This is a genomic window from Bacillus sp. FJAT-42315 (assembly GCF_002797375.1).
In the GTDB taxonomy this organism is placed as follows: Bacteria; Bacillota; Bacilli; order Bacillales; family Domibacillaceae; genus Bacillus_CE.
The window spans coordinates 2,496,729-2,519,578 of the sequence record NZ_KZ454941.1 but is presented as its reverse complement, the minus strand read 5'-3'; the positions used below and the strand labels follow the sequence as shown (position 1 = coordinate 2,519,578).

Genomic DNA, 22,850 nt, shown 5'->3' with positions numbered 1-22,850 from the left:
ATGTTAAATAAACAAATTGCAGAACAATTATTAGAAATTAAGGCGGTCTTTTTACAGCCTAATGAGCCTTTTACATGGTCTTCAGGCATTCAATCTCCCATTTACTGCGATAACCGTTTAACGCTATCTTACCCAGAAGTGAGAAAGACGATCGCTAAGGGACTTGTGTCATTGATTCAAGAGCATTATCCAGAAGCCCAATTGATTGCAGGAACGGCGACAGCTGGTATTCCTCATGCGGCTTGGGTGAGTGACGTAATGGATCTACCAATGTGCTATGTGCGCTCTAAAGCAAAAGGACACGGAAAAGGAAACCAAATCGAAGGAAAAGCAGAGCCAGGAACGAAAGTCGTCGTAGTTGAAGACTTAATCTCTACTGGTGGAAGTGCGGTAACGGCTGTTGAGGCTTTGCGTGAAGCAGGTTGTGAAGTACTTGGAATCGTGTCAATCTTTACATATGAATTAGAAGCTGGCAAAGAAAAGTTAGTAGCTACTAATGTTTCTTCTCACAGTTTAAGTGAATACTCTACTTTAATCAAAGTAGCGGCAGAGAAACAATATGTACAAGAAAGCGATCTTGAAACATTGCGCAAATGGCAGGAAAACCCTGGCGAATGGCGTTAATAGTGAATAAAAAAGTGTCTTCTTTTTAGCTAGACAAGAGGCTGCCCAGAAAGTCAGTTTTCATGACTTTTTAGGCAGCCTCATTTCTTTAGCATTAAGTTATATAATATTCTTTTCTTTCATGTAGCCCCAATTATTAACCTATTTCGCACCTTTCATTTTCAACACTAAGTCTTCATTCGGTGTGACGTAGACAGTTTGTTGATTATCGTAAATAACAAAACCTGGTTTGGCGCCGTTCGGTTTTTTGACATGTCTCACTTTTGTGAAGTCAACTGGGACGGAGCTTGAAGCTTTTGCTTTACTAAAATAGGCAGCGAGGTTTGCCGCTTCTAAAATCGTTTGCTCAGATGGCTCTTCACTACGGATGACGACATGGGAACCCGGGATGTCTTTCGTGTGCAACCAAATTTCATCGCGGCGAGCGAATTTATTCGTTAAATAATCATTTTGTTTATTATTTTTGCCGACAAATAGCAGAGTACCGTCACTGGCAGTAAACGTTTCAATGTCAGGTTTTTTATTGGCGTTTTTTTTCTTTTTTGTCGCTTTTAATTTAATATATCCTTCTTCAGCTAGTTCTTCTCGTATTTCTTCAATGTCTTTTGGTGAAGCGGATTCAAGTTGTTGGAGCAAGTTATCAAAATAAAGGATTTCCTCGTTCGTTTTGTCGATTTGTTCCTTTACAACTAAGATGGCATTTTTCGCTTTTTGATATTTAGAGAAATATTTCTGCGCATTTTCCGAAGGTGTTTTTCTCGGATCGAGTGCAATCGTTATTTTTCCGCCTTCTTCATCGTAGTAGTTAACGACTTCAATTTCTGTCATTCCTTTTTCCACCGCATATAAATGAGCAGTTAGCAGCTCTCCCATCAGCTGAAACTGATCGGCATTTTCGGCTTCTTGAAGCGTACGTTGTAGCTTCCCTAATTTTGTTTCGTTTTTCTCTTTTTCATTTTTGATGAATCGTTCGAGATCATTCGCTTGCTGTTTCACTCGATCGCGTGCCGCTTTGCCGACATAATAACGGTCAAGTAGTTCACTTAAGGTGGCAAATGTTTTTCTTTCGCCTTCTAAATGACTCAAATCCTTCATATAAAAAAATGACTTTTGCTCCTGCTCAATGAACGTTGGCGTATATTGATGTTGCTTGATCGTGCTCATTTCATTCACAAATGCACTCGGAAGCGTGTCACGATTCGCCATTCCACATGTCGAAATAATTTCTTTCGCTATCAGAGGAGAGAGTCCAGCAAAGCTAGACACAAGCTGTCGATCGAGACGGCCACTATTAAAGTCCATTTTCCGCAACACTTCTTCTGTATCTGCTTCTAATGGATCAGCTTTATGTTGTTCAGGAGGAGCGATGTACTCATATCCAGGCAAAATCGAACGATAGCTATTCACAGCTGCTGATATATGTTTAATGCTATCGATAATCGTTCCTTTTTGCTTGTCGACAAGGACAATGTTGCTGTGTCGTCCCATAATTTCGACAAATAGCTGTTTGTAAGATACGTCTCCAATCTCATTTTTACCTTTGAATTCAAAAATGAGCAATCGATCTAGCCCTACTTGTTGAATATTCTCTAGTACCGCTCCTTCTAAATGTTTCCTCATCATCATACAAAAAAGTGGAGGCTCTTGTGGGTTCTCATAGGCTTCGCTTGTAAGTTGAACGCGCGCATAGCTAGGATGGGCAGATAATAATAGCTTATGGTTGCCTCCTTTAGCACGAATCACTAATACCGTTTCATTTTTGTATGGCTGATGAATTTTATTCACACGGCCGCCTTGTAGCTGTTCTAGTAATTCTTTTGTAATTGCTCTTGTAAATAAACCGTCAAATGACATAGGCTGTCTTCCTTTTCTTCATATAAATTTCCTGCTTTCAAAAACTTATTCAAATCATATCATGTTTTTGCGTTTCACTGAATAATCTTGCTATGAGAAGGACAAGTTTGTTCGCTAAGGGGAGTGAGTAGATGAATTTTCATCAGTTGAAACAAGAGGAGGTTGAAAGCCAGCTTCAAACGAGCGTTCAGCGTGGATTAACAAAGGAAGAGGTGTCAAAAAGGAGGAAGCATTCTGGGTTTAATGAATTACAAGAGGCCAAGCTCCCTTCTGCTTGGCTTGTTTTCTTCCAGCAATTTAATGACTTTATGGTGTTTGTATTAGTGGCGGCAACGGTGATATCAGCGATAATGGGCGAATATATTGATTCGATCGCGATTCTTGCGATTATTTTTATTAATGGGGTATTAGGTTTTTTACAAGAAAGAAAAGCAGAAAAGTCACTCCAAGCGCTAAAGGAATTATCTGCTCCACAAGCGCTTGTATTGAGAGATGACGAGTGGACGAAAATCCTTTCTAAAGAAATTGTTCCAGGTGATATTTTGAAATTTTCTGCTGGCGATCGGATTGGAGCCGATGTGAGGCTTTTAGAAGCGGTCAATTTAGAAATTGAAGAATCGTCGATGACAGGAGAGTCTGTACCTGTGGAAAAGCATGCATCACCAATGAAAGGGGAAGCGCTCGCCCTTGCTGATTTGAAAAACATGGCGTTTATGGGGACGTTGATCACACGTGGAAATGGAGTCGGTGTGGTCACAGCCATTGGGATGAAAACAGCGATGGGTAATATTGCAGCGATGCTACAGCAAACCGGAAAAACAGAAACGCCATTGCAGCGCCGATTAGAACAGCTTGGGAAGTATTTAATTGTCGCCGCCCTCTTATTAACGATGCTAGTTGTTATTCTCGGAGTTTGGCAAGGACATGAATTATATACGATGCTACTCGCAGGTGTGTCTTTAGCAGTCGCAGCGATTCCTGAAGGGTTACCGGCCATTGTGACGGTTGCGTTGTCATTAGGTGTTCAACGGATGATTAAACAAAAAGCGATCGTCAGAAAGTTATCTGCTGTTGAAACGTTAGGGTGTACAACGATTATTTGTTCCGATAAAACAGGGACGATGACGCAAAATCAAATGACGGTTACCGATGTATGGAGTGGGGGAAGACACTGGCTCATCAGTGGCAAGGGCTATGAACCTAAAGGGAAGTTTTTTGAGGATCAGCGGGAGGTACCACCTTCCTCTGAAAAGAGCTTATATCAGCTGCTGACATTTGGGCTGTTATGTAATCACGCGGAAATCAAGGAGAAGGAGAAAGAGTATATTGTTCAAGGAGATCCAACGGAAGGAGCGTTAGTGACGGCCGCCTTAAAAGCGGGGTTAAGCCGAGAGCATCTTTTTTCTCAGTTCGTCATTGAAGAGGAGATGCCCTTCGATTCCACGAGAAAAATGATGACAGTCATTGTGAGAGATACAAAAGGACAACGGTTTGCGGTAACGAAGGGAGCACCAGATGTATTAATGCGCCGTAGTCATTATATTTTATGGGAGGATCAAAAGCAGTTGTTGACAAAGGATTATCGCGAGCAAACGGAAGCTGCGATGGATTCATTGGCATCTCGAGCCCTTCGAATGATTGCGATTGCCTATAAACCACTTTCTTCTATAAACGGCAAAGGGAAAGGGGTAGAAGATGGTCTAACATTTATCGGGCTGCAAGGGATGATCGATCCTCCGCGTAAAGAAGTAAAGCAAGCGATTGCCGAATGTAAGCAAGCTGGAATTAAAACAGTGATGATTACAGGCGATCATGCTCAAACGGCTGCTGCGATTGCGTCTGATTTAGGAATCACAAAAGATGCATCGAAAATATTGGATGGACAGGCGTTAAGTCAAATGACAGATGTCGAGCTAGCCAATGCAGCGGAAACGACGACCGTCTATGCAAGGGTTTCCCCAGAAGATAAACTGAAAATCGTAAAGGCGCTACAGAAAAATGGTCATATCGTGGCGATGACTGGTGACGGTGTCAATGATGCGCCAGCCATTAAAACGGCTGATATTGGAATATCCATGGGGATCACTGGCACAGATGTGGCAAAAGAGGCATCTTCTTTAGTATTAGCAGATGACCACTTTGCTACGATTAAAGCAGCGGTCGAGGAAGGAAGAAGTATATATGAAAACATTCGTAAGTTTATTCGTTATCTTTTAGCTTCGAATGTCGGGGAAATATTAGTGATGCTATTTGCGATGCTCTTAGCCCTTCCACTCCCATTAGTCCCGATTCAAATACTATGGGTTAATTTAGTGACCGATGGCTTACCTGCGTTAGCGCTAGGGATGGATCGATCAGAAGAAGATGTGATGAAACGACCACCAAGGCATCCGAAAGAAGGCGTGTTTGCTAGAGGATTAGGATGGAAAATCATTTCTCGAGGATTTTTGATCGGTGCTGTGACATTAGCGGCGTTTATGATCACGTTAAACGAGCACCCTAACCATCTCGCTTATGCTCAAACAGTCGCTTTTGCTACGTTAGTGACGGCTCAGCTCATACATGTATTTGATTGCAGAAGCGAGCATTCCGTGTTAGCTAGAAATCCGTTTGGGAATGTACATTTAATCGTCGCTGTTCTTTCGTCTTTTTTATTAATGGTTGCTGTGATCTATATGCCAAGCTTACAGCCTATTTTCCATACGGTGCCGTTACAAATGAGAGAATGGCTACTGATCGTAGGAATGTCAGCAATCCCAACATTTTTGTTAGCTGGTTCATTTTTTGCAAGAAAAAGCCGATGAAATATGATACAATGAAAAAGGTAGTAGAGCAACCTCTATTGCCTTTTATTTTTTTGAATGGGAAGTGAGTGGCTGATGGTTAAAAGTATGACGGGGTTTGGCAGAAGTAAACTTAAATCAGCCGATCACGTAATAACGGTCGAAATGAAGTCAGTGAACCACCGTTTCAGTGAATTTCAAATACGAATGCCCAGACAATTAATGAAAATAGAAGATAAAATAAAGAAGAAATTGGCACAATATATACATAGAGGTCGAGTGGAGCTGTTTATTAGTATCGACGGTGAGGGATTCATTCATCGAACGCTCCAAGCCGATTGGACGCTTATTGAAGAATACATCCAATTGATGGAAGTGATTTCGGATAAATATCAACTCGCAGGTCAACCAGAATTAAAAGATTTGCTACAGCGTCCGGATTTCATTACAATCGAGGAGAATGAAGAAGAGAACATTGTGGTGGAACAGCTTGTTCTTGAAGCGGTTGAGCAGGCGGTTGAACATCTTCATGAAATGAGGCTAGTTGAGGGTGCTGAGCTAAAGAAAGATCTAGTACGTTTACTGAACAGTCTTGAACAAAGGCTCAGCGAAGTGAAGCAATTCGCACCGTTGGTCATACAATCATATCGTCATCGACTTGAACGAAGATTAACAGAACTGACAGCCACTCCGTTTGATCAAGATCGAATTTTAACAGAGATAGCGATCTTTGCTGAGAAATCAGATATTCATGAGGAGTGTATTCGGCTTGATAGTCATATGCAACAATTTCAGCAGACGCTGGAATTGCCGGAGCCCATTGGTCGTAAGCTCGACTTTATGATTCAGGAGATGAATCGAGAAGTGAACACAATAGGTTCGAAAGCGAATGATTCAAAGATTAGTTCCGCTGTTGTTGAACTGAAAACCACTCTTGAAAAAATGAGGGAGCAAATTCAAAATATCGAATAACGTCAGAGCAAGCTGTTAAGCTATAGTTTGGGGGGAATTTATGTCCATTCGATTGATCAATATAGGTTTTGGAAACATTGTTTCTGCCAATCGAATTATTTCTATTGTTAGCCCGGAATCCGCGCCAATTAAACGGCTCGTACAAGATGCAAGGGATCGCGGAACATTAATAGATGCTACGTATGGAAGAAGAACGCGAGCGGTAATCATGACGGATAGTGATCATGTGATTTTATCCGCTGTTCAGCCAGAAACGGTCGCTCAGCGAATCGTTTCGAAAGAGGAAGAGACAGAAGAAGGGTAGGGAACGTTATGAAAGAAAAAGGGTTACTGATTGTCTTATCAGGACCTTCAGGTGTGGGGAAAGGCACCGTCAGAAAAGAGATTTTTTCACAGTCTAATTTAAACTTTGAATATTCTATCTCGATGACCACTCGTGCTCCCCGCGAAGGAGAAGTAGACGGAGTGGATTATTTCTTTAAGTCGAGAGAAGAGTTTGAACAGCTAATCTCTGAAGGCAAGCTGCTTGAATATGCTGAGTTTGTTGGCAATTATTATGGAACGCCAGTTGATTATGTGCGTGAAACATTAGATGCTGGGAAAGATATTTTCTTAGAAATTGAAGTGCAAGGAGCTAAACAAGTTCGTGAAAAGTTTCCGGAAGGCTTGTTTATTTTCTTAGCGCCTCCAAGCCTTTCAGTACTTCATAGCCGAATCACAAATCGCGGAACAGAAAGCGATGAAGTCATTCAAGGGCGAATGGAAAAAGCTCGCAAGGAAATTGAAATGATGGAGCTTTATGATTACGTCGTTGAAAATGATGAAGTGGAAAAGGCTTGTAGCCGTATTCAATCAATCATTGTGGCGGAACATTGTCGCCTAGAGCGAGTGCAGCACCGTTATCAAAAAATGTTGGAGAGTGAATAATATGTTATACCCATCAATCGATAATCTTTTAACTAAAATTGATTCAAAATACTCATTAGTTAGTGTGGCAGCTAAGCGTGCTCGCAGCTTACAAGAAAACAGCACGACTCAAATGCTTGATTCTTATGTTTCTCACAAATTTGTGGGGAGAGCGCTAGAAGAAATTTATGCCGATAAATTGTCTATGAAAGAAAAGGATGTAAACGAAACATACTCTGACGAAGTGTAATGTAAACCGAACGAAGAGGGTGTCCCTTAAGTGCCTGGCTTCTCCACTTTAAAGCTAAACATATAGTGATTTCATCAACTATATATGGCGGTGGAGGTGCCTGGCTCTTTGCTTTAGGGACACCTTATTTTTTCATTCAAATGAGACCGATTCTTTCGATAATTGGAGGTTTTTTCTATGTTAAATGGAAAGAAAATACTATTGTGTGTAACTGGTGGAATTGCTGTTTACAAAGCAGCTGCTTTAACGAGCAAATTGACTCAAGGTGGAGCTTTAGTGAAGGTGATTATGTCTTCTTCTGCTCAAAAATTTGTGACACCTCTTACATTTCAAGCATTGTCTCGATACGACGTTTATACAGACACATTTGATGAAAAGCATCCGGAAGTAATTGCTCACATTGATTTAGCTGACTGGGCAGATTTGATTTTAGTGGCACCGGCTACAGCGAATATGATTGGGAAGCTAGCCAATGGATTAGCAGATGAGATGATTTCGACCACGGTTCTCGCCTCAACTGCTCCTGTCTGGATTGCACCAGCGATGAATGTTCATATGTATGACCATCCTGCTGTTAAACGGAATATTGACACGTTAGCGAGTTTTGGTTACCAATTCGTGGAGCCGAGTGAAGGGTATCTTGCCTGCGGCTATGTAGGAAAAGGTCGTCTGGAAGAACCCGAGAAAATCGTTACGTTAATCGATCAATTTTTTCAGAAGAAACAGCATCAGCCTTTGAAAGGAAAGATGGTGATGATTACAGCGGGTCCTACGAGAGAAGCGATTGATCCTGTTCGTTTTTTAACGAATCATTCATCAGGAAAGATGGGCTATGCTTTGGCAGAAGCAGCTAGAGAGCTAGGAGCGAATGTTGAGTTGATTTCTGGACCGGTATCACTGTCGAAACCAACGGGTGTTCAATTTACTCAAGTTCAAGATGCAGAAGAGATGTATCAAGCGGTGATGGGGAAGTTTCAAGAGGCAGATATCGTCATTAAAACAGCCGCCGTTGCGGATTACCGCCCGAAAATTGTTCATGTTGACAAAATGAAGAAAAAAGAAGGCGATCTCGTTCTTGAGATGGAACGGACAAAAGACATCTTAAAAACATTGGGACAAGAGAAAACACATCAATTGTTGATCGGGTTTGCCGCGGAAACAGACCGCGTCGAAGAATATGCCAAGCGAAAGCTTGAAGCGAAAAATGCCGATATGATTGTAGCTAATAATGTGAAAGAGGCAGGGGCTGGCTTTGGTGGCGACACAAACATTATTACGATTTACAAAAAAGATGGCTCGAAAAAAGAGTTAGACTTAATGACGAAAAAAGAGGTAGCCTATGTGATTTTGATAGAGGCCGTTGCTGAATTAACAAAGGGTGAGATCGAATGCAAGTAGCGAGCGTCATCGTCGACGTAGCAGCTATGCAAACGGATCGTTCATTTGACTATTTAATTCCAGATAAATGGTCTGGAATGATTGCACCTGGTATGAGAGTCATTGTTCCTTTTGGACCGAGACATATTCAAGGCTTTGTGACAGAGGTAAAGAATCGCTCGGAAGTGGACAAGTTAAAGCCGCTAATTGAGCCGATGGATTTATTGCCAGTGTTAAATACAGAACTATTAGAGCTTGCCGACTGGTTAACAGAAACGACGTTATGTTTTAAAATATCTGCCTATCAAGCGATGCTGCCGGCGGCGATGAAGGCAAAATATGAAAAAGTGTTTCGTTTAATCGATGGGAAAGAGCCAGCGACGGAAGAAGTAGTCGAGTCATTTCAACAGCGAACAGAGATTGGGTGGGAAGAAGTCGCAAAAGCAGGCTTACTGACGGTTTTTCGTCAAGAGGTTAAAGCCGATCAGATCGAGTTAGTGTATAAAGTGAAAAGTAAAGGCAACAAAAAAATGATTCGCATGATTGGCTGTGCACTTTCAGCGGATCAAAGCAAAGAATATATCGCTAAGCTTCCAACGAATGCGCTGAAACAAAAGCTCGTTCTAGACTATTTAATCCAGCAAGCACCTACATTGGTGTCGGCGAAAGAAGTGATGGAGGCAAGTGGTGCTTCAAGTGCGACATTAAAGAGTTTAATTGAAAAGGGCCTCATAGTAGAAACAAAGCAGGAAATGTATCGAGATCCTTATGAAAATCGTGAGTTTCAAAAAACAGAACCACTGCCGTTAACAGAATTACAAGAGAAAGCGATCATTCCTGTTCTGCAATCGATTGAACAAGAGCAGCATGACACCTTTTTACTGTACGGAGTGACTGGCAGTGGCAAGACAGAAATCTACTTGCAATCGATTCAAAAGGTGCTTGAAAAAGGGAAGGAAGCGATTGTGCTAGTTCCGGAAATATCGCTTACTCCGCAAATGGTTCATCGGTTTAAAGGGCGTTTTGGGGATGATGTCGCTGTCTTGCATAGCGGCTTATCAACGGGAGAGAAGTATGATGAGTGGCGAAAAATCCAGCGCAAGGAAGTGAAGGTGGTCGTCGGTGCGCGTTCGGCCATTTTTGCTCCGTTTGAAAACCTCGGTATTATTATTATCGATGAAGAGCATGAAACGAGTTATAAGCAAGAGGAGAATCCTCGTTATCATGCAAGAGAAACCGCCATTAAGCGAGCACAACACTATCATTGCCCGGTGATTTTAGGTAGTGCTACTCCGGCGTTAGAAAGCTTTGCTCGTGCGCAAAAAGGAGTATACAAACTCCTTACTTTATCGAAACGGATGAATGATCAAGCATTGCCGGAAGTTGAAATTGTTGATATGCGCGAGGAACTAAGAGATGGGAATCGATCGATGTTTTCTAGGGCTTTATTTGAAAAGCTAGAGGATCGGCTGCAAAAAGGCGAACAAACAGTGTTGTTTTTAAATCGACGCGGTCATTCTTCCTTTATTATGTGCCGAGATTGTGGGTATGTATCTGGTTGTCCTCATTGTGATATTTCCTTAACGTACCATCGCTATCGTCATCAAATGAAATGCCATTATTGTGGCTACGAGGAGCCGGTTCCAAACACATGTCCAGAATGTAATAGTGAGCATATACGCTATTTTGGAACGGGAACGCAAAAAGTAGAAGAAGAGCTTGGGAAGCTACTGCCTCATGCAAGAGTGATCCGAATGGATGTGGATACAACGAGCAAAAAGGGTGCTCACGAAAAACTTCTGCGGCAATTTGAAGAGGGAAAAGCCGATATTTTATTAGGGACACAAATGATTGCGAAAGGATTAGATTTCCCTAATATTACGCTCGTCGGTGTCCTTACGGCTGATACGATGCTTCATATTCCAGATTTTCGCGCATCGGAAAAGACGTTTCAATTGTTGACACAAGTAAGTGGACGCGCCGGTCGTCACGAGCTTCAAGGAGAAGTGATCATTCAAACGTATACACCTGAACATTACAGCATTCAGCTTGCTGGAGCGCAAGATTACGATCAATTTTATCAGCAGGAAATGATGATTCGAAAGATGGGGCATTACCCACCTTTTTATTTTTTAGCGTTAGTGACGGTGAGTCATTATGATGTGCTCACGGCTTCATCGATTACCGAAAAGATAGCGGATTATTTGCGATCTCATTTGTCTCCATCAGCGATCATTCTTGGTCCGGTCGCCTCTCCTATTCCGCGGATCAATGATAGATATCGCTATCAATGTTTGATAAAATACAAACGGGAACCGAAACTAAATGAAGGATTAAAAACGATATTGGAGCATTACACAAAACAACATAAAGATAAGTATTTACAAGTAGCTATAGATGTCAATCCATTTATCATGATGTAAAGTGAAATGTTGCAAGAAGATTAAGGAGGATGTTGTTTGGCCTATTTACCGATTGTAGAAGCTCCAGCTGATATTCTTGAAAAAGAATGCGCACGTGTAACGGAGTTTAATAAAAAGTTAAAAAAGCTAGTAAGTGATATGCATGAAACGATGATTGAAGCAGATGGAGTCGGACTAGCTGCTCCGCAAGTGGGTGTCGATCTGCAAGTAGCGGTTGTCGATATAGAAGACGAGAATGGATTAATCACGTTAATTAACCCCGTTGTTTTAGAGGAAAAAGGAAAACAGACAGACGTAGAAGGTTGTCTTAGCTTTCCTGGGTTATATGGGTATGTGACTCGACCTTCTTATGTCAAGGTGAAGGCGCAAGATATAAAAGGGCGCTACTTTTTAATCGAAGCCCGCGACTTTTTAGCAAGAGCGCTCTTGCATGAAATTGACCATTTACATGGCGTATTATTTACGTCAAAAGTAGAGGAATATATTTCAGAAGAACAATTAGAAAAGGAGGGAGCAGAATGACGAATATTGTCTTTATGGGCACACCTGATTTCTCTGTCCCTGTATTACAAACGTTAATTCAAGATGGTTATCATATTCAAGCGGTGGTGACACAACCAGATCGTCCAGTTGGAAGAAAGCGGGTGCTGACTCCGCCTCCGGTGAAAGTAGAAGCGTTAAAGCATGACATTCCCGTCTTGCAACCGGAGAAACTACGCTCATCAGAAGAGCTTCAACAAATCATTGATTTACAACCCGATGTCATTGTGACGGCTGCTTATGGACAATTGTTACCGAAGGAACTACTAGAAGCTCCGAAACATGGATGCATCAATGTTCATGCTTCCTTACTACCTGAGTTACGTGGTGGAGCCCCGATTCATTATTCGATTTTACAAGGAAAAGAAAAGACGGGTATCACGATTATGTACATGGCAGAAAAGTTAGATGCTGGGGATATCATTAGTCAAGCGGAGGTCATAATAGAAGAGACGGATCATGTCGGCAGTTTGCATGATAAGTTGAGTGCGATTGGATCTAAGCTACTATCGGACACACTTCCAAAATTATTGGCAGGTGAAATTCAGCCGGTTCAACAAGATGAGCAGAAAGCTACATTTGCTTCTAATATTAAAAGAGAGCAAGAAAAGATTGATTGGTCAAGAAATGGGGAAGAAATCTATAACCATATTCGTGGACTTCATCCGTGGCCAGTCGCTTATACACAGCTAGATGGAAAAGTAATGAAAATTTGGTGGGGAGAAAAAGTCCCTACTAATAAAGAGGTGCCAGCTGGTACGATCCTTTCCATTGAAGATGATGGTTTTATCGTAGCGACAGGAAATGAAACAGCGATCAAAGTGACAAACTTACAACCTTCAGGGAAAAAGAGAATGTCTGCCCAGCAGTACTTACGAGGAGCCGGTTCAGATTTACCGATCGGCAAGCAGTTAGGAGAATAGGATGAAACAAAAGAAAAAACAAGTGCGTGAAATTGCACTCGATTTGTTAGAATCAGTAGAGAAAAACCATTCCTACAGCAATCTGTTACTGCATTCAGCAATAGAAAAAAATGCCCTTTCAGGAAGAGATGCTGCTCTACTAACAGAGATCGCTTACGGCACGATCCAAAGAAAAATGACACTTGATTTTTATTTAGCTCCGTTTTTGAAGAAGAAAATTGATTCATGGGTGAGACAGCTTTTACGCATGTCGGTTTATCAAATGGTCTATCTCGATAAAGTACCGGAGCGAGCTGTTATTCATGAAGCGGTTGAAATTGCGAAGACGAAGGGGCATAAAGGGATTAGTGGTTTAGTCAACGGAGTGCTTCGTTCGGTTCAGCGAGAAGGGTTGCAGGATCTTGATCAAATTAAAGATGAGGCAGAACGCATATCGATTGCGACTAGTCATCCTCTTTGGCTAGTTCAAAGATGGATGGCTCAATTTGGAGCTGAAAAAACGAAAGCGATGTGTGAACTGAACTTAATCGCACCGGTGCAAACGATTCGAGTAAATGCGACGAAAGCCAGTCGCGATGAAGTGATTCAAAAGTTACAAGAAGAGGGTTTTCAAGTGGAACCGAGTCTGTTTATTCCAGAAGCGATTCGAATTTTGAAAGGAAATATCGCTCGCTCGGAAGTGTTTGCAAAAGGACTTGCTACGATTCAAGATGAAAGCTCGATGCTCGTCGCTTATGCACTTGATATTCACCAAGATCAAGCGATACTTGATTCCTGTGCAGCTCCTGGAGGGAAAACGACCCATATAGCCGAAAAACTGCAACAGACAGGAAAGGTAATCGCTCTTGATTTACACGAACATAAAATCAAATTAATTAAAGAAAATACTGAAAGACTAGGGTTAGAAAATGTGGAAGCAAAAGCGCTTGATAGTCGAAAAGCAGGAGAGATGTTTCCAAAAGAAAGCTTTGATCGGATCTTAGTCGATGCTCCTTGCTCTGGCCTTGGCGTTCTTCGCAGAAAGCCAGATATTAAATATGCTAAGAAGGAAGAAGACCTTCTTGCTTTACAAAATGTACAATTAGCTATTTTAAAGGCAGTCACACCTTTGTTAAAAGAAGGTGGAGTCCTTGTGTATAGTACATGTACGGTCGATCGTGAAGAAAATGAAGGCACAGTAGCGAAATTTCTAGCCTCTAACTCTGAGTTTGAACCAGCAGCATTGGATCATTTACCTCCTGAGATTCAAGCATTAACAACAGGTCACATGCTACAAGTGTTTCCGCAAGACTTTGGCGGAGATGGGTTCTTTATCAGTAAATTTAGAAAGAAGGTATAATAATGGAGCAAACAAAATTACAAAAAGATTCATCAGCAAACGAGCCGCAGCTCCCATCCATTTACTCTTTGCAGCTGGCAGATTTGAAAGATTGGTTAAAGGAACAAAAAGAACAGGCATTTCGGGCAGAACAAATTTTTGATTGGTTATATAAGAAAAGAGTAGCTACTTTTGAAGATATGTCGAATTTATCTTTAGCATTAAGGGAGAAACTAGCCGCTCATTTCACGATCACTACATTAAAAACACTTGTCCAGCAAGAATCAGCAGATGGAACGATCAAATTTTTATTTGAGCTTCATGACGGTTATTCCATTGAAACGGTTTTAATGCGCCATGAATATGGCAATTCTGTATGTGTCACGACTCAAGTAGGATGCCGAATTGGCTGTACATTTTGTGCCTCTACACTTGGAGGGCTAAAGCGCCACCTAGAAGCGGGAGAAATTGTTGCTCAAGTGGTGAAGGTTCAGCAAGCACTTGATGAAAGCGAAGAACGCGTAAGCTCCGTCGTCATTATGGGAATCGGTGAGCCATTTGATAACTACGATCAAATGCTTGCTTTCTTAAAAATTATTAACCATGATAAAGGACTCAATATTGGTGCCCGCCATATTACGGTATCCACTAGTGGAATCATTCCGAAAATCTACAAATTTGCTGATGAGAATATGCAAATTAATTTTGCTATCTCTTTACATGCGGCCAACAATGAATTGCGAACAAAATTAATGCCAATCAATAAAGCGTACAAGCTTGCTGATTTAATGGAAGCCGTTCGTTATTACGTCAATAAAACAGGACGAAGAGTCAGTTTTGAATATGGTTTGTTTGGTGGAGAGAATGATTCTGTCGAGCATGCAGAAGAGCTTGCTCGATTAATTAAGGGTATCAAATGTCATGTCAACTTGATTCCAGTCAACTATGTCCCTGAACGTGATTACGTTCGAACACCGAAAAATCAAATTTTCGAGTTTGAAAAGACGTTGAAAAAGCACGGAGTTAACGTCACGATCCGCCGTGAACATGGTCATGATATTGATGCCGCATGTGGCCAGCTTCGTGCCAAAGAGCGAAAAGAAGAAACGAGGTGAGTAAAGATGGATTCCGTCTTTCGGACAGATAAAGGCCGAATTCGAGCTCATAATGAAGATAATGGTGGAGTATTTATCAATGCCGCCAATGACTACCTGGCCATCGTAGCAGATGGCATGGGTGGTCATAATGCTGGTGATATTGCTAGCCAACTCACAATTGAGTCAATGAAGTCGATGTGGAAAAATGTAGACAAAATTGAAAGTGCTACTCAAGCCGAACAATGGTTAGAATCGGCTATCCGGCAGATCAATAAGCAAATTTTGGCCCATGCAAACAGTCACCAAGAATGCAATGGGATGGGGACGACGCTTGTTGCTGCTTTATGCACCACTAATTTTTGTACGATTGCCAATATTGGAGACAGCCGTTGCTATCTACTCAATGATGATGGCTTTAAACAAGTGACGGACGATCATTCGCTTGTGAATGAGTTAGTCAAATCAGGAGAGATTACGAAAGAAGAAGCAGAACATCATCCTCGAAAAAATGTGCTGACTCGTGCTCTCGGAACGAATGATCATGTCACAGCTGATTATCACACCATTACCTTTGAACAAGGAGATTATATGCTTCTTTGTTCAGATGGCTTATCTAACAAACTGGCACAGCAAGAAATGCAAGCAATTTTGAAAAATGACCTTTCCTTATTAGAAAAAGCTGATTCATTTGTTCAATTGGCAAACGAAAAAGGTGGGGAAGACAATATTACACTTGTGATTCTCAAACATTCTGCTGGCCTTGAAAGTGGGTGAGTAAGAGAATGCTAATAGGAAAGCGATTAAATGGCCGCTATAAAATCATTAAAATGGTTGGCGGCGGTGGCATGGCGAATGTCTATTTAGCCAAGGACGTGATCCTAGAGAGGGAAGTAGCTATTAAAGTGTTGCGCTTAGATTTTGCCAATGAAGAAGAGTTTCTTCGCCGCTTTCAAAGGGAGGCGCAGTCAGCTACGAGCCTTGTTCATCCAAACATCGTCAATATTTTTGACGTCGGTGAAGAAGAGGGAATTAATTATATCGTCATGGAATATGTCGAGGGCATGACGTTAAAGCAATACATTCAGCAATTTTCACCGATCCCAGTAGAAAAAGCGATCGATATTATGAAGCAGCTTTCGGCGGCGATGGCTTTTGCTCATCATAATTCTATTATTCATCGCGATATTAAACCGCAAAATATTTTAGTAGATGCTAACGGGGATGTGAAAATTACTGACTTTGGTATTGCGATGGCGTTAAGTGCTACCTCCATTACACAAACAAATGCGGTGTTAGGCTCTGTTCACTACATATCTCCAGAGCAAGCACGTGGTGGTATGGCGACGAAAAAATCAGATATTTATGCTCTTGGGATTGTTATGTTTGAATTATTAACTGGGCAATTACCTTTTTCAGGTGAGTCGGCTGTTTCGATTGCACTGAAGCATTTGCAGACGGAAACGCCTTCGATGAAAAGGTGGAATCCATCTATTCCGCAAAGCGTTGAGAATATCGTGTTAAAAGCAACGACGAAAGATCCATTCCATCGCTACCATTCGTTAGAAGATATGGAGCAGGACTTATCAACGGCGCTCGATCCTGAACGAGCCAATGAGCCAAAGTTTACAGTGCCTCTAGATGAAGATGAAACGAAAGCACTACCGGTTATTAAACAGATAGAGCAAACAGAAAACACGCAAACGACGATGATGAGACCGACGCCTGAATCGAAACAAGAAGTGGTGACTGGTGAATCTGCAGACAAGAAACCGACAAGAAAATGGCCGATTATTTTGTTAATCATGTCTTTTCTTATTGTTTTAGGCGGGTTAGCAGCAGTGTTAGTTCCTAGTATGTTAGGACCACAAGAGATAGAAATTCCAGAGGTTAAGGGGAAAAAATTAGATGAAGCGGTTTCAGAGTTAGTAACAAGTGGATTCGTTGTCAATGAGACATATGAACAATTTAGTGATGAAATCCCTGAAGGAAAGGTCATTAAAACAAAACCTAGTGCAGGACGGGTCGCTCAAGAAGGGTCAAACGTCAATATTTATATAAGCAGTGGAAAAGAAACTTTTACGCTTGATGATTACGAAGGTAAACTATACGAAGAGGTAGCTAAATCACTCGATAAATATGAGTTTAAGGAGATTCGTAAAGAAAGCGTCTATGATGAAAGCGAAGCTGGAACGATTATTGATCAAAATCCTGAAGCATCGGACGAAGTCATTCCAGACGAGACGGTATTATCTTTTACCGTTAGTCTAGGTCCGGAGAAAATTTCATTAATTGACTTGACGGAATATAATGAAAAAAGCTTAAAGGATTATGCTGAGTCTACAGGGTTAAATATCGTCATTGCTGGTGAAGAGTATTCAGATAAGGTCGGGCAAGGGCTCGTTTTATCTCAAACACCAGAGCAAGGGACGAAGTTAGAAAAAGGAGACAAAGTGGAAGTGATGCTGTCAAAAGGAGCAAGAGAAATTCCACCAGTCACTGTGACGAAAGAAATTACGATTCCATATGAGCCGGATGAATTCGGAACTCCTCAAGAAGTACAAATATATATTGAAGATATGAATCACAGCATGACCGAGCCTTATGAAGTATTTTCGATCCAAGAGGAAACGAAGAAAACATTGGAATTTATTGTTTCTAAAGGGAGTAAAGCAGGCTATAAAGTGATTCGTGATCAACGAGTGATTTTTGATGAAACCATTCCATACCCAGAAAATGAGGGAGAGAACCAAGGAGGAATGTAATGCCAGCAGGAAAGATTATTAAAGCTTTAAGCGGTTTTTATTATGTTTTAGATGGTGAACGTCTTGTTCAATGCCGAGGACGGGGAAATTTTCGTAAAAAGAAAGTCTCACCACTTGTTGGCGATTATGTAGAATACCAAGCAGATAATGACCAAGAAGGCTATATTCTGGCCGTTCAAGAAAGAAAAAATGAACTCGTTAGACCACCTATTGCCAATGTCGATCAAGCGATTCTTGTTTTTTCCGCTGTTCGACCGGATTTCAGTACAGCCTTACTCGATCGTTTTTTAGTATTAATTGAATCGAAGCAGATTGAACCAATCATTTGTATCACGAAAATGGACTTGCTAACGAAGCAACAAGCAGAAGGGATTCAGCAATTTGCTGAACAATATCAAGCTTTTGGTTATCACGTTGTCTTAACTTCTTCAGAAGATGAAATGAATTTAGAAGAGGTCCGTTCTTTTTTACAAGGAAAAACGTCGGTGTTTGCCGGTCAGTCAGGAGTGGGGAAATCATCCTTGCTCAACGCTCTTCGTCCAGAGCTTGGATTGAAAACGGATGAAATATCCGATTCTCTTGGGCGTGGGAAGCATACGACAAGACATGTGGAGTTAATTCATGTAGACAACGGTCTGGTTGCTGATACTCCCGGCTTTAGTTCGTTAGAATTTACAGATATAGAGGTAGAGGATTTGCCGTTTTGTTTTCCTGAAATGGTCAAGCTGAGCCATGAATGTAAATTTAGAGGCTGTTTGCATGTGAATGAACCAAAATGTGCCATTAAAGATGCGGTTGAACATAGTGATCTTCCTGCTTACCGCTATGAGCATTATTTGCAATTCATGGAAGAAATAAAAGAGAGAAAGCCGAGGTATTAATTATGGTCAAAATAGCGCCGTCGATTTTATCCGCTGATTTTTCCCGGTTGGGAGAGGAAATAAAAGATGTAGAAATGGGAGGAGCTGACATTATTCATGTCGATGTCATGGATGGTCATTTCGTTCCGAATATTACGATTGGACCACTCATTGTTGATGCCATTCGTCCAATTACGAAGCTACCACTTGATGTTCACTTAATGATTGAGAATCCTGATCAATATATTGAAGCGTTTGCCAAAGCAGGAGCCGATTATATTACCGTTCATGTGGAGGCGTGTCCTCATCTTCATCGCACGATTCAATTGATTCGTTCTCATGGGGTGAAAGCAGGGGTCGTTCTTAATCCAGCAACGCCTGCTCAGATGATTGAACATATTTTAGAAGATATCGATATGGTGCTACTTATGACCGTGAATCCTGGATTTGGGGGACAATCGTTTATTCACTCCGTCGTTCCGAAAATCCGTCAAGTGAAACAAATGATTGACGAAAAAGGATTGGACGTTGAAATTGAAATTGATGGCGGTGTCAACATCGAAACAGCGAAGCTTTGCACAGAAGCAGGAGCGAGCATTTTAGTGGCTGGTTCTGCTGTTTACAATAAGGAAGATCGCAAGCAAGCAATTGATGAAATTAGAGCAGCTGCTGAATAATGTGGGCAGTCATTTAAAAAGAGAGGAGCCGTTTCATTCGGTTCCTTTTTTCGTATCGAGGGGGTTTTAATATGAGAATTGCTGTAGTTGCCGGTGGCCCGGAAACGGAATTGGCTGATTTACAAAGCTATCATACAGAAGATACCGTCTTTGTAGGAGTGGATCGCGGGACGATCTACTTATTAGAAAGAGGCATTACGCCGAAAATAGCGATTGGTGATTTTGATTCCGTTACGGAATCGGAATGGAAAGTGATTGAGTCCGGCGTGGAACAAGAGCATATTCAGCGCTTTCCTGCTGAAAAGGATGAAACAGACCTAGAGCTAGCTATTGTATGGGCAATGAAGCAGGAGCCAGAGTCGATCGTTATTTTTGGTGCAACAGGTGGAAGACTCGATCATTTCTTCGGTACGATTAGCTTGCTCATGAATAAGGACATCATGGCATCTGCACTAAAAATAGAGCTAGTGGATAAACAAAATCGTGTGTCTCTTTATGGGCCAGGTACATATACTGTGTTTATGGATGTCCGAAAAAAATATTTTTCTTTTTTTGCTATCACGAATACGGTGACTAATTTTACATTAAAGGGATTTAAGTATCCGCTAAGCAATCATACCGTTCAGCCAGGTTCAACTTTGTACGTTAGCAATGAGCTAGACCAAGAAAGTGGTACTTTTTCTTTTGCTTCTGGCATACTTATGGTGATAAGAAGCTCTGATGGTTGAAGTTCTATATTGGAGGGGTGGCAATCATGAAATTTTATACCATTAAATTACCTAAATTTTTAGGTGGGATTGTTCGTGCGATGCTTGGAACATTCAAAAAGTGAAGTTGTCCAACGCTGAGAATAGATGAATGGGGTAGAATAGAAAAAAACCAGCTGAATTCAGCTGGTTTTTTTCATTGAAAAGTATTATACACGCTCAACTTTTCCGGATTTTAATGCTCTTGCAGAAACCCAAACACGTTTAGGTTTTCCATCTACTAGAATGCGAACTTTTTGAAGGTTAGCACCCCAAGTACGCTTGTTAGCGTTCATAGCGTGGGAACGAGCGTTGCCGGAACGAGCTTTACGACCAGAAACAACACATTTTTTTGGCATATTATTCACTCCTCACCATTGAAGCTGAAAAAATTTGTTTCAACACTTCGTTATATTCTAAAAGATACTTTAATAATTTACCACACAACTTTTTTGAATGCAATAGTTCTTCGCAAGTCTTTCAAGAAAAAAACCTTGACATCATATCCTATCCTTTGGAATGATAGAATATGGTGATTGCATTGCTTTTAAAAAAGCAGCAAGTATAGTAAAATGGCATTAGTTTAGCAACATTTATAAGGGGGGTTTACATTGGCTATTGAACTCAAAACAAAGTACGGGCAAATTGATATCTCAAATGATGTGATTGCCATGATTGCTGGCGGAGCAGCGGTAGATTGTTATGGCATCGTTGGAATGGCATCTAAAAATCAAATTAAAGATGGAATTACTGACATATTGCGTCGAGAAAATTTCACTCGTGGTGTGATTGTGCGCCAAGAAGAAGATCAAGTAAACATCGATATGTATATTATTGTTAGCTATGGAACGAAAATTTCTGAAGTGGCGAACAATGTTCAATCAAAAGTAAAGTATACGCTCGATCAAACAGTTGGACTAGCTGTCGACTCGGTTAATATTTTTGTTCAAGGAGTTCGAGTGACGAACTCGTAGTGTGAGGAGGAAAGATTTGTGTCAATTACTTCGTTAGATGGGAAAAAGTTTGCCGAAATGGTAAAAATGGGAGCTAATCATCTTTCAGTGAATGCTGATATGGTAGATGCACTTAACGTTTTCCCTGTTCCTGATGGTGATACAGGAACAAATATGAATTTATCAATGACTTCTGGAGCCAAGGAAGTTCAACAACAGTCAAGTGAGCATTTTGGACAAACAGCTGCTGCATTATCTAAAGGTTTACTAATGGGAGCTCGCGGTAACTCAGGTGTTATTTTATCGCAATTGTTCCGAGGGTTTACCAAAGCAATTGAACAACTATCAGTAGTTGATAGTAAGCAATTAGCTGCTGCGTTTGAAGCGGGTGTGCAAACAGCTTACAAAGCCGTGATGAAGCCGGTAGAAGGAACGATTTTAACTGTTGCGAAAGATGCTGCCAAAAAAGCGGTAGCAGTTGCTAAAAAACAAAAAGATATTATTGTAGTGATGGAAGCTTTAGTGGAAGAAGGCAAAGCTTCATTGGCACGTACCCCTGAATTTCTCCCTGTATTGAAAGAAGTAGGTGTTGTCGACAGTGGAGGTCAGGGACTTTTGCTTGTTTACGAAGGATTTCTTGCCGCTTTAAAAGGAGAATCCTTACCTGATAGTCCAGCTATCGCGCCTAATATGGAAGAGTTAGTTAGCGCTCAGCATCATCAAAGTGTGCAAGGATTTATGAATACAGTGGACATTGAGTTTGGCTATTGTACGGAGTTTATGGTCCGTTTTGAAGACGAGAAAGTAGCTAAGCATCCATTTTCAGAAGAACAGTTTAGAGCGGATTTAAGCGTGTATGGTGACTCGCTTCTCGTCATTTCAGATGATGAAATTGCGAAGGTTCACATTCACTCGGAACAACCTGGGGAAGTGTTATCCTATGGGCAACGATATGGTAGCTTAATTAGCATGAAAATCGAAAATATGCGAGAGCAACATAGCAATATTGTTGGTGGGGACACGCCGAAACAGCCAGAGGTTAAGAAGCCGGAAGTACAGCAAGAATATGCAGTTGTTACAGTGGCTATGGGTGAAGGGATTTCGCAATTACTTCAAAGTATCGGTGCTTCAGCGGTGATTGAAGGCGGACAAACAATGAATCCTAGTACGGAAGATATTGTGAAAGCGATCGAAGAAGCAAATGCTAAAAAAGTGATTATTTTACCTAACAACAAAAACATCGTGATGGCAGCTGAACAAGCGGCTGAAGTCGTTGGCGTTGAAGCAACGGTTGTCCCATCTAAAACGGTTCCTCAAGGAATGGTAGCGTTGCTTGCTTTCAACCCTGAAGCCACATTGGAAGAAAATAAAGTAGCAATGACAGAAGCCCTTGCTCATGTGAAAACGGGGCAAATTACTTTTGCTGTTCGTGATACGAATATTGATGGTGTTGAAATTGCCAAAGATGACTTCATGGGGTTAGCTGATGGGAAAATTGTGTTAACGAACCCAAATAAAATCGAAGCGGCGAAAGAATTACTCCATCATTTAATTGATGAGGAATCTGAAATTGTAACGATTATTTATGGGGAAGACATCGGCTCGGATGAAGTAGAGAAAGTATCTTCATTTATAGAAGAGAATTTTGAAGAAGTGGAAGTAGAAGTTCATAATGGAAAACAACCACTGTATTCTTTCATTTTCTCAGTTGAATAAAAAAGAAGGGGGATTCCTCTTCTTTTTTATTTGTGCATTTTTTTCTTACGTATAATAAAATATAGTTAT

22 protein-coding genes are annotated in these 22,850 nt (G+C 41.1%); 20 read left to right on the top strand and 2 right to left on the bottom strand.

Annotation, left to right across the window (positions count from 1 at the left end):
- Positions 1-624 (top strand): orotate phosphoribosyltransferase, encoded by a 624-nt coding sequence (gene pyrE / locus CEF22_RS12315; protein ID WP_100403095.1) that lies wholly within the window; start codon positions 1-3, stop codon positions 622-624.
- A gap of 141 nt (positions 625-765) precedes the next feature.
- On the opposite strand, the gene CEF22_RS12310 is transcribed toward pyrE, so the two are convergent.
- Complete coding sequence (locus CEF22_RS12310; RefSeq protein ID WP_100403094.1) at positions 766-2,478, bottom strand: Rqc2 family fibronectin-binding protein; 1,713 nt, start codon at positions 2,476-2,478, stop codon at positions 766-768.
- Between the two features lie 131 nt (positions 2,479-2,609).
- Here CEF22_RS12310 and CEF22_RS12305 point away from each other — a divergent pair, with 131 nt between their 5' ends.
- The 17 genes from CEF22_RS12305 to spoVM all read left to right on the top strand — a co-directional run bounded on the left by CEF22_RS12305 (position 2,610) and on the right by spoVM (position 20,198).
- Positions 2,610-5,282 carry a cation-translocating P-type ATPase gene (locus CEF22_RS12305; RefSeq protein ID WP_100403093.1) on the top strand — a complete coding sequence of 891 codons (2,673 nt, stop codon included), beginning with the start codon at positions 2,610-2,612 and terminating at the stop codon, positions 5,280-5,282.
- Positions 5,283-5,357: 75 nt separating this feature from the next.
- Positions 5,358-6,233: a YicC/YloC family endoribonuclease gene (locus CEF22_RS12300; protein ID WP_100403092.1), complete on the top strand. Its 876-nt coding sequence runs from the start codon at positions 5,358-5,360 to the stop codon at positions 6,231-6,233.
- A gap of 40 nt (positions 6,234-6,273) precedes the next feature.
- A complete protein-coding gene (remA, locus tag CEF22_RS12295) occupies positions 6,274-6,537 on the top strand; it encodes an extracellular matrix/biofilm regulator RemA (protein WP_094833866.1) in 264 nt (87 codons plus the stop codon).
- 8 nt (positions 6,538-6,545) lie between these two features.
- Positions 6,546-7,160: a guanylate kinase gene (gene gmk / locus CEF22_RS12290; protein WP_095480806.1), complete on the top strand. Its 615-nt coding sequence runs from the start codon at positions 6,546-6,548 to the stop codon at positions 7,158-7,160.
- Position 7,161: 1 nt separating this feature from the next.
- Positions 7,162-7,389 (top strand): DNA-directed RNA polymerase subunit omega, encoded by a 228-nt coding sequence (gene rpoZ, locus CEF22_RS12285; protein ID WP_094833864.1) that lies wholly within the window; start codon positions 7,162-7,164, stop codon positions 7,387-7,389.
- Positions 7,390-7,566: 177 nt separating this feature from the next.
- The gene (coaBC, locus tag CEF22_RS12280) at positions 7,567-8,787 is read left to right on the top strand and encodes a bifunctional phosphopantothenoylcysteine decarboxylase/phosphopantothenate--cysteine ligase CoaBC (RefSeq protein ID WP_100403091.1); all 1,221 of its coding nucleotides are present in this window, start codon (positions 7,567-7,569) and stop codon (positions 8,785-8,787) included.
- Complete coding sequence (priA, locus tag CEF22_RS12275; protein ID WP_100403090.1) at positions 8,778-11,189, top strand: primosomal protein N'; 2,412 nt, start codon at positions 8,778-8,780, stop codon at positions 11,187-11,189. The genes coaBC and priA overlap by 10 nt, the downstream gene beginning before the upstream one ends.
- 36 nt (positions 11,190-11,225) lie before the next feature.
- Positions 11,226-11,711 carry a peptide deformylase gene (gene def, locus CEF22_RS12270; RefSeq protein ID WP_100403089.1) on the top strand — a complete coding sequence of 162 codons (486 nt, stop codon included), beginning with the start codon at positions 11,226-11,228 and terminating at the stop codon, positions 11,709-11,711.
- A complete protein-coding gene (gene fmt, locus CEF22_RS12265) occupies positions 11,708-12,652 on the top strand; it encodes a methionyl-tRNA formyltransferase (RefSeq protein WP_100403088.1) in 945 nt (314 codons plus the stop codon). Before def ends, fmt begins: the two co-directional genes overlap by 4 nt.
- Before the next feature lies 1 nt (position 12,653).
- The gene (gene rsmB, locus CEF22_RS12260) at positions 12,654-13,991 is read left to right on the top strand and encodes a 16S rRNA (cytosine(967)-C(5))-methyltransferase RsmB (RefSeq protein WP_100403087.1); all 1,338 of its coding nucleotides are present in this window, start codon (positions 12,654-12,656) and stop codon (positions 13,989-13,991) included.
- Between the two features lie 2 nt (positions 13,992-13,993).
- Positions 13,994-15,085, top strand: coding sequence for a dual-specificity RNA methyltransferase RlmN (gene rlmN / locus CEF22_RS12255; protein WP_100403086.1), 1,092 nt, complete (start codon positions 13,994-13,996; stop codon positions 15,083-15,085).
- A gap of 6 nt (positions 15,086-15,091) precedes the next feature.
- Positions 15,092-15,841 carry a Stp1/IreP family PP2C-type Ser/Thr phosphatase gene (locus tag CEF22_RS12250; RefSeq protein ID WP_100403085.1) on the top strand — a complete coding sequence of 250 codons (750 nt, stop codon included), beginning with the start codon at positions 15,092-15,094 and terminating at the stop codon, positions 15,839-15,841.
- Between the two features lie 8 nt (positions 15,842-15,849).
- Positions 15,850-17,829, top strand: a complete 1,980-nt coding sequence (gene pknB / locus CEF22_RS12245) for a Stk1 family PASTA domain-containing Ser/Thr kinase (RefSeq protein ID WP_100403084.1) — start codon at positions 15,850-15,852, stop codon at positions 17,827-17,829.
- Positions 17,829-18,710 (top strand): ribosome small subunit-dependent GTPase A, encoded by an 882-nt coding sequence (gene rsgA, locus CEF22_RS12240; RefSeq protein ID WP_100403083.1) that lies wholly within the window; start codon positions 17,829-17,831, stop codon positions 18,708-18,710. The genes pknB and rsgA overlap by 1 nt, the downstream gene beginning before the upstream one ends.
- A gap of 2 nt (positions 18,711-18,712) precedes the next feature.
- Positions 18,713-19,366: a ribulose-phosphate 3-epimerase gene (gene rpe, locus CEF22_RS12235; protein ID WP_100403082.1), complete on the top strand. Its 654-nt coding sequence runs from the start codon at positions 18,713-18,715 to the stop codon at positions 19,364-19,366.
- Between the two features lie 71 nt (positions 19,367-19,437).
- Positions 19,438-20,094, top strand: a complete 657-nt coding sequence (locus CEF22_RS12230) for a thiamine diphosphokinase (RefSeq protein WP_100403081.1) — start codon at positions 19,438-19,440, stop codon at positions 20,092-20,094.
- A 26-nt stretch (positions 20,095-20,120) separates the two neighbouring features.
- Entirely contained in the window at positions 20,121-20,198 is a 78-nt protein-coding gene (spoVM, locus tag CEF22_RS12225) for a stage V sporulation protein SpoVM (RefSeq protein ID WP_094833887.1), read from the top strand.
- An 84-nt stretch (positions 20,199-20,282) separates the two neighbouring features.
- Here spoVM and rpmB read toward each other — a convergent pair whose 3' ends face one another.
- Complete coding sequence (gene rpmB, locus CEF22_RS12220) at positions 20,283-20,471, bottom strand: 50S ribosomal protein L28 (RefSeq protein WP_094833853.1); 189 nt, start codon at positions 20,469-20,471, stop codon at positions 20,283-20,285.
- Between the two features lie 252 nt (positions 20,472-20,723).
- Between rpmB and CEF22_RS12215 the strand changes: the two genes are divergently transcribed.
- Together CEF22_RS12215 and CEF22_RS12210 are read left to right on the top strand one after the other, a co-directional pair.
- The gene (locus CEF22_RS12215; RefSeq protein ID WP_094835676.1) at positions 20,724-21,086 is read left to right on the top strand and encodes an Asp23/Gls24 family envelope stress response protein; all 363 of its coding nucleotides are present in this window, start codon (positions 20,724-20,726) and stop codon (positions 21,084-21,086) included.
- An 18-nt stretch (positions 21,087-21,104) separates the two neighbouring features.
- Entirely contained in the window at positions 21,105-22,781 is a 1,677-nt protein-coding gene (locus CEF22_RS12210) for a DAK2 domain-containing protein (protein WP_100403080.1), read from the top strand.
- The last annotated feature ends 69 nt before the right edge of the window (positions 22,782-22,850 follow it).

Coding starts and splice junctions, on each gene's coding strand:
- remA (WP_094833866.1), top strand. CDS start 6,274: ATGTCCATTCGATTGATCAATATAGGTTTTGGAAACATTGTTTCTGCC.
- CEF22_RS12310 (WP_100403094.1), bottom strand. CDS start 2,478: ATGTCATTTGACGGTTTATTTACAAGAGCAATTACAAAAGAATTACTA.
- gmk (WP_095480806.1), top strand. CDS start 6,546: ATGAAAGAAAAAGGGTTACTGATTGTCTTATCAGGACCTTCAGGTGTG.
- CEF22_RS12250 (WP_100403085.1), top strand. CDS start 15,092: ATGGATTCCGTCTTTCGGACAGATAAAGGCCGAATTCGAGCTCATAAT.
- rpe (WP_100403082.1), top strand. CDS start 18,713: ATGGTCAAAATAGCGCCGTCGATTTTATCCGCTGATTTTTCCCGGTTG.
- priA (WP_100403090.1), top strand. CDS start 8,778: ATGCAAGTAGCGAGCGTCATCGTCGACGTAGCAGCTATGCAAACGGAT.
- rlmN (WP_100403086.1), top strand. CDS start 13,994: ATGGAGCAAACAAAATTACAAAAAGATTCATCAGCAAACGAGCCGCAG.
- CEF22_RS12230 (WP_100403081.1), top strand. CDS start 19,438: ATGAGAATTGCTGTAGTTGCCGGTGGCCCGGAAACGGAATTGGCTGAT.
- rpmB (WP_094833853.1), bottom strand. CDS start 20,471: ATGCCAAAAAAATGTGTTGTTTCTGGTCGTAAAGCTCGTTCCGGCAAC.
- rpoZ (WP_094833864.1), top strand. CDS start 7,162: ATGTTATACCCATCAATCGATAATCTTTTAACTAAAATTGATTCAAAA.
- CEF22_RS12305 (WP_100403093.1), top strand. CDS start 2,610: ATGAATTTTCATCAGTTGAAACAAGAGGAGGTTGAAAGCCAGCTTCAA.
- rsmB (WP_100403087.1), top strand. CDS start 12,654: ATGAAACAAAAGAAAAAACAAGTGCGTGAAATTGCACTCGATTTGTTA.
- pyrE (WP_100403095.1), top strand. CDS start 1: ATGTTAAATAAACAAATTGCAGAACAATTATTAGAAATTAAGGCGGTC.
- pknB (WP_100403084.1), top strand. CDS start 15,850: ATGCTAATAGGAAAGCGATTAAATGGCCGCTATAAAATCATTAAAATG.
- spoVM (WP_094833887.1), top strand. CDS start 20,121: ATGAAATTTTATACCATTAAATTACCTAAATTTTTAGGTGGGATTGTT.
- fmt (WP_100403088.1), top strand. CDS start 11,708: ATGACGAATATTGTCTTTATGGGCACACCTGATTTCTCTGTCCCTGTA.
- rsgA (WP_100403083.1), top strand. CDS start 17,829: ATGCCAGCAGGAAAGATTATTAAAGCTTTAAGCGGTTTTTATTATGTT.
- coaBC (WP_100403091.1), top strand. CDS start 7,567: ATGTTAAATGGAAAGAAAATACTATTGTGTGTAACTGGTGGAATTGCT.
- CEF22_RS12300 (WP_100403092.1), top strand. CDS start 5,358: ATGGTTAAAAGTATGACGGGGTTTGGCAGAAGTAAACTTAAATCAGCC.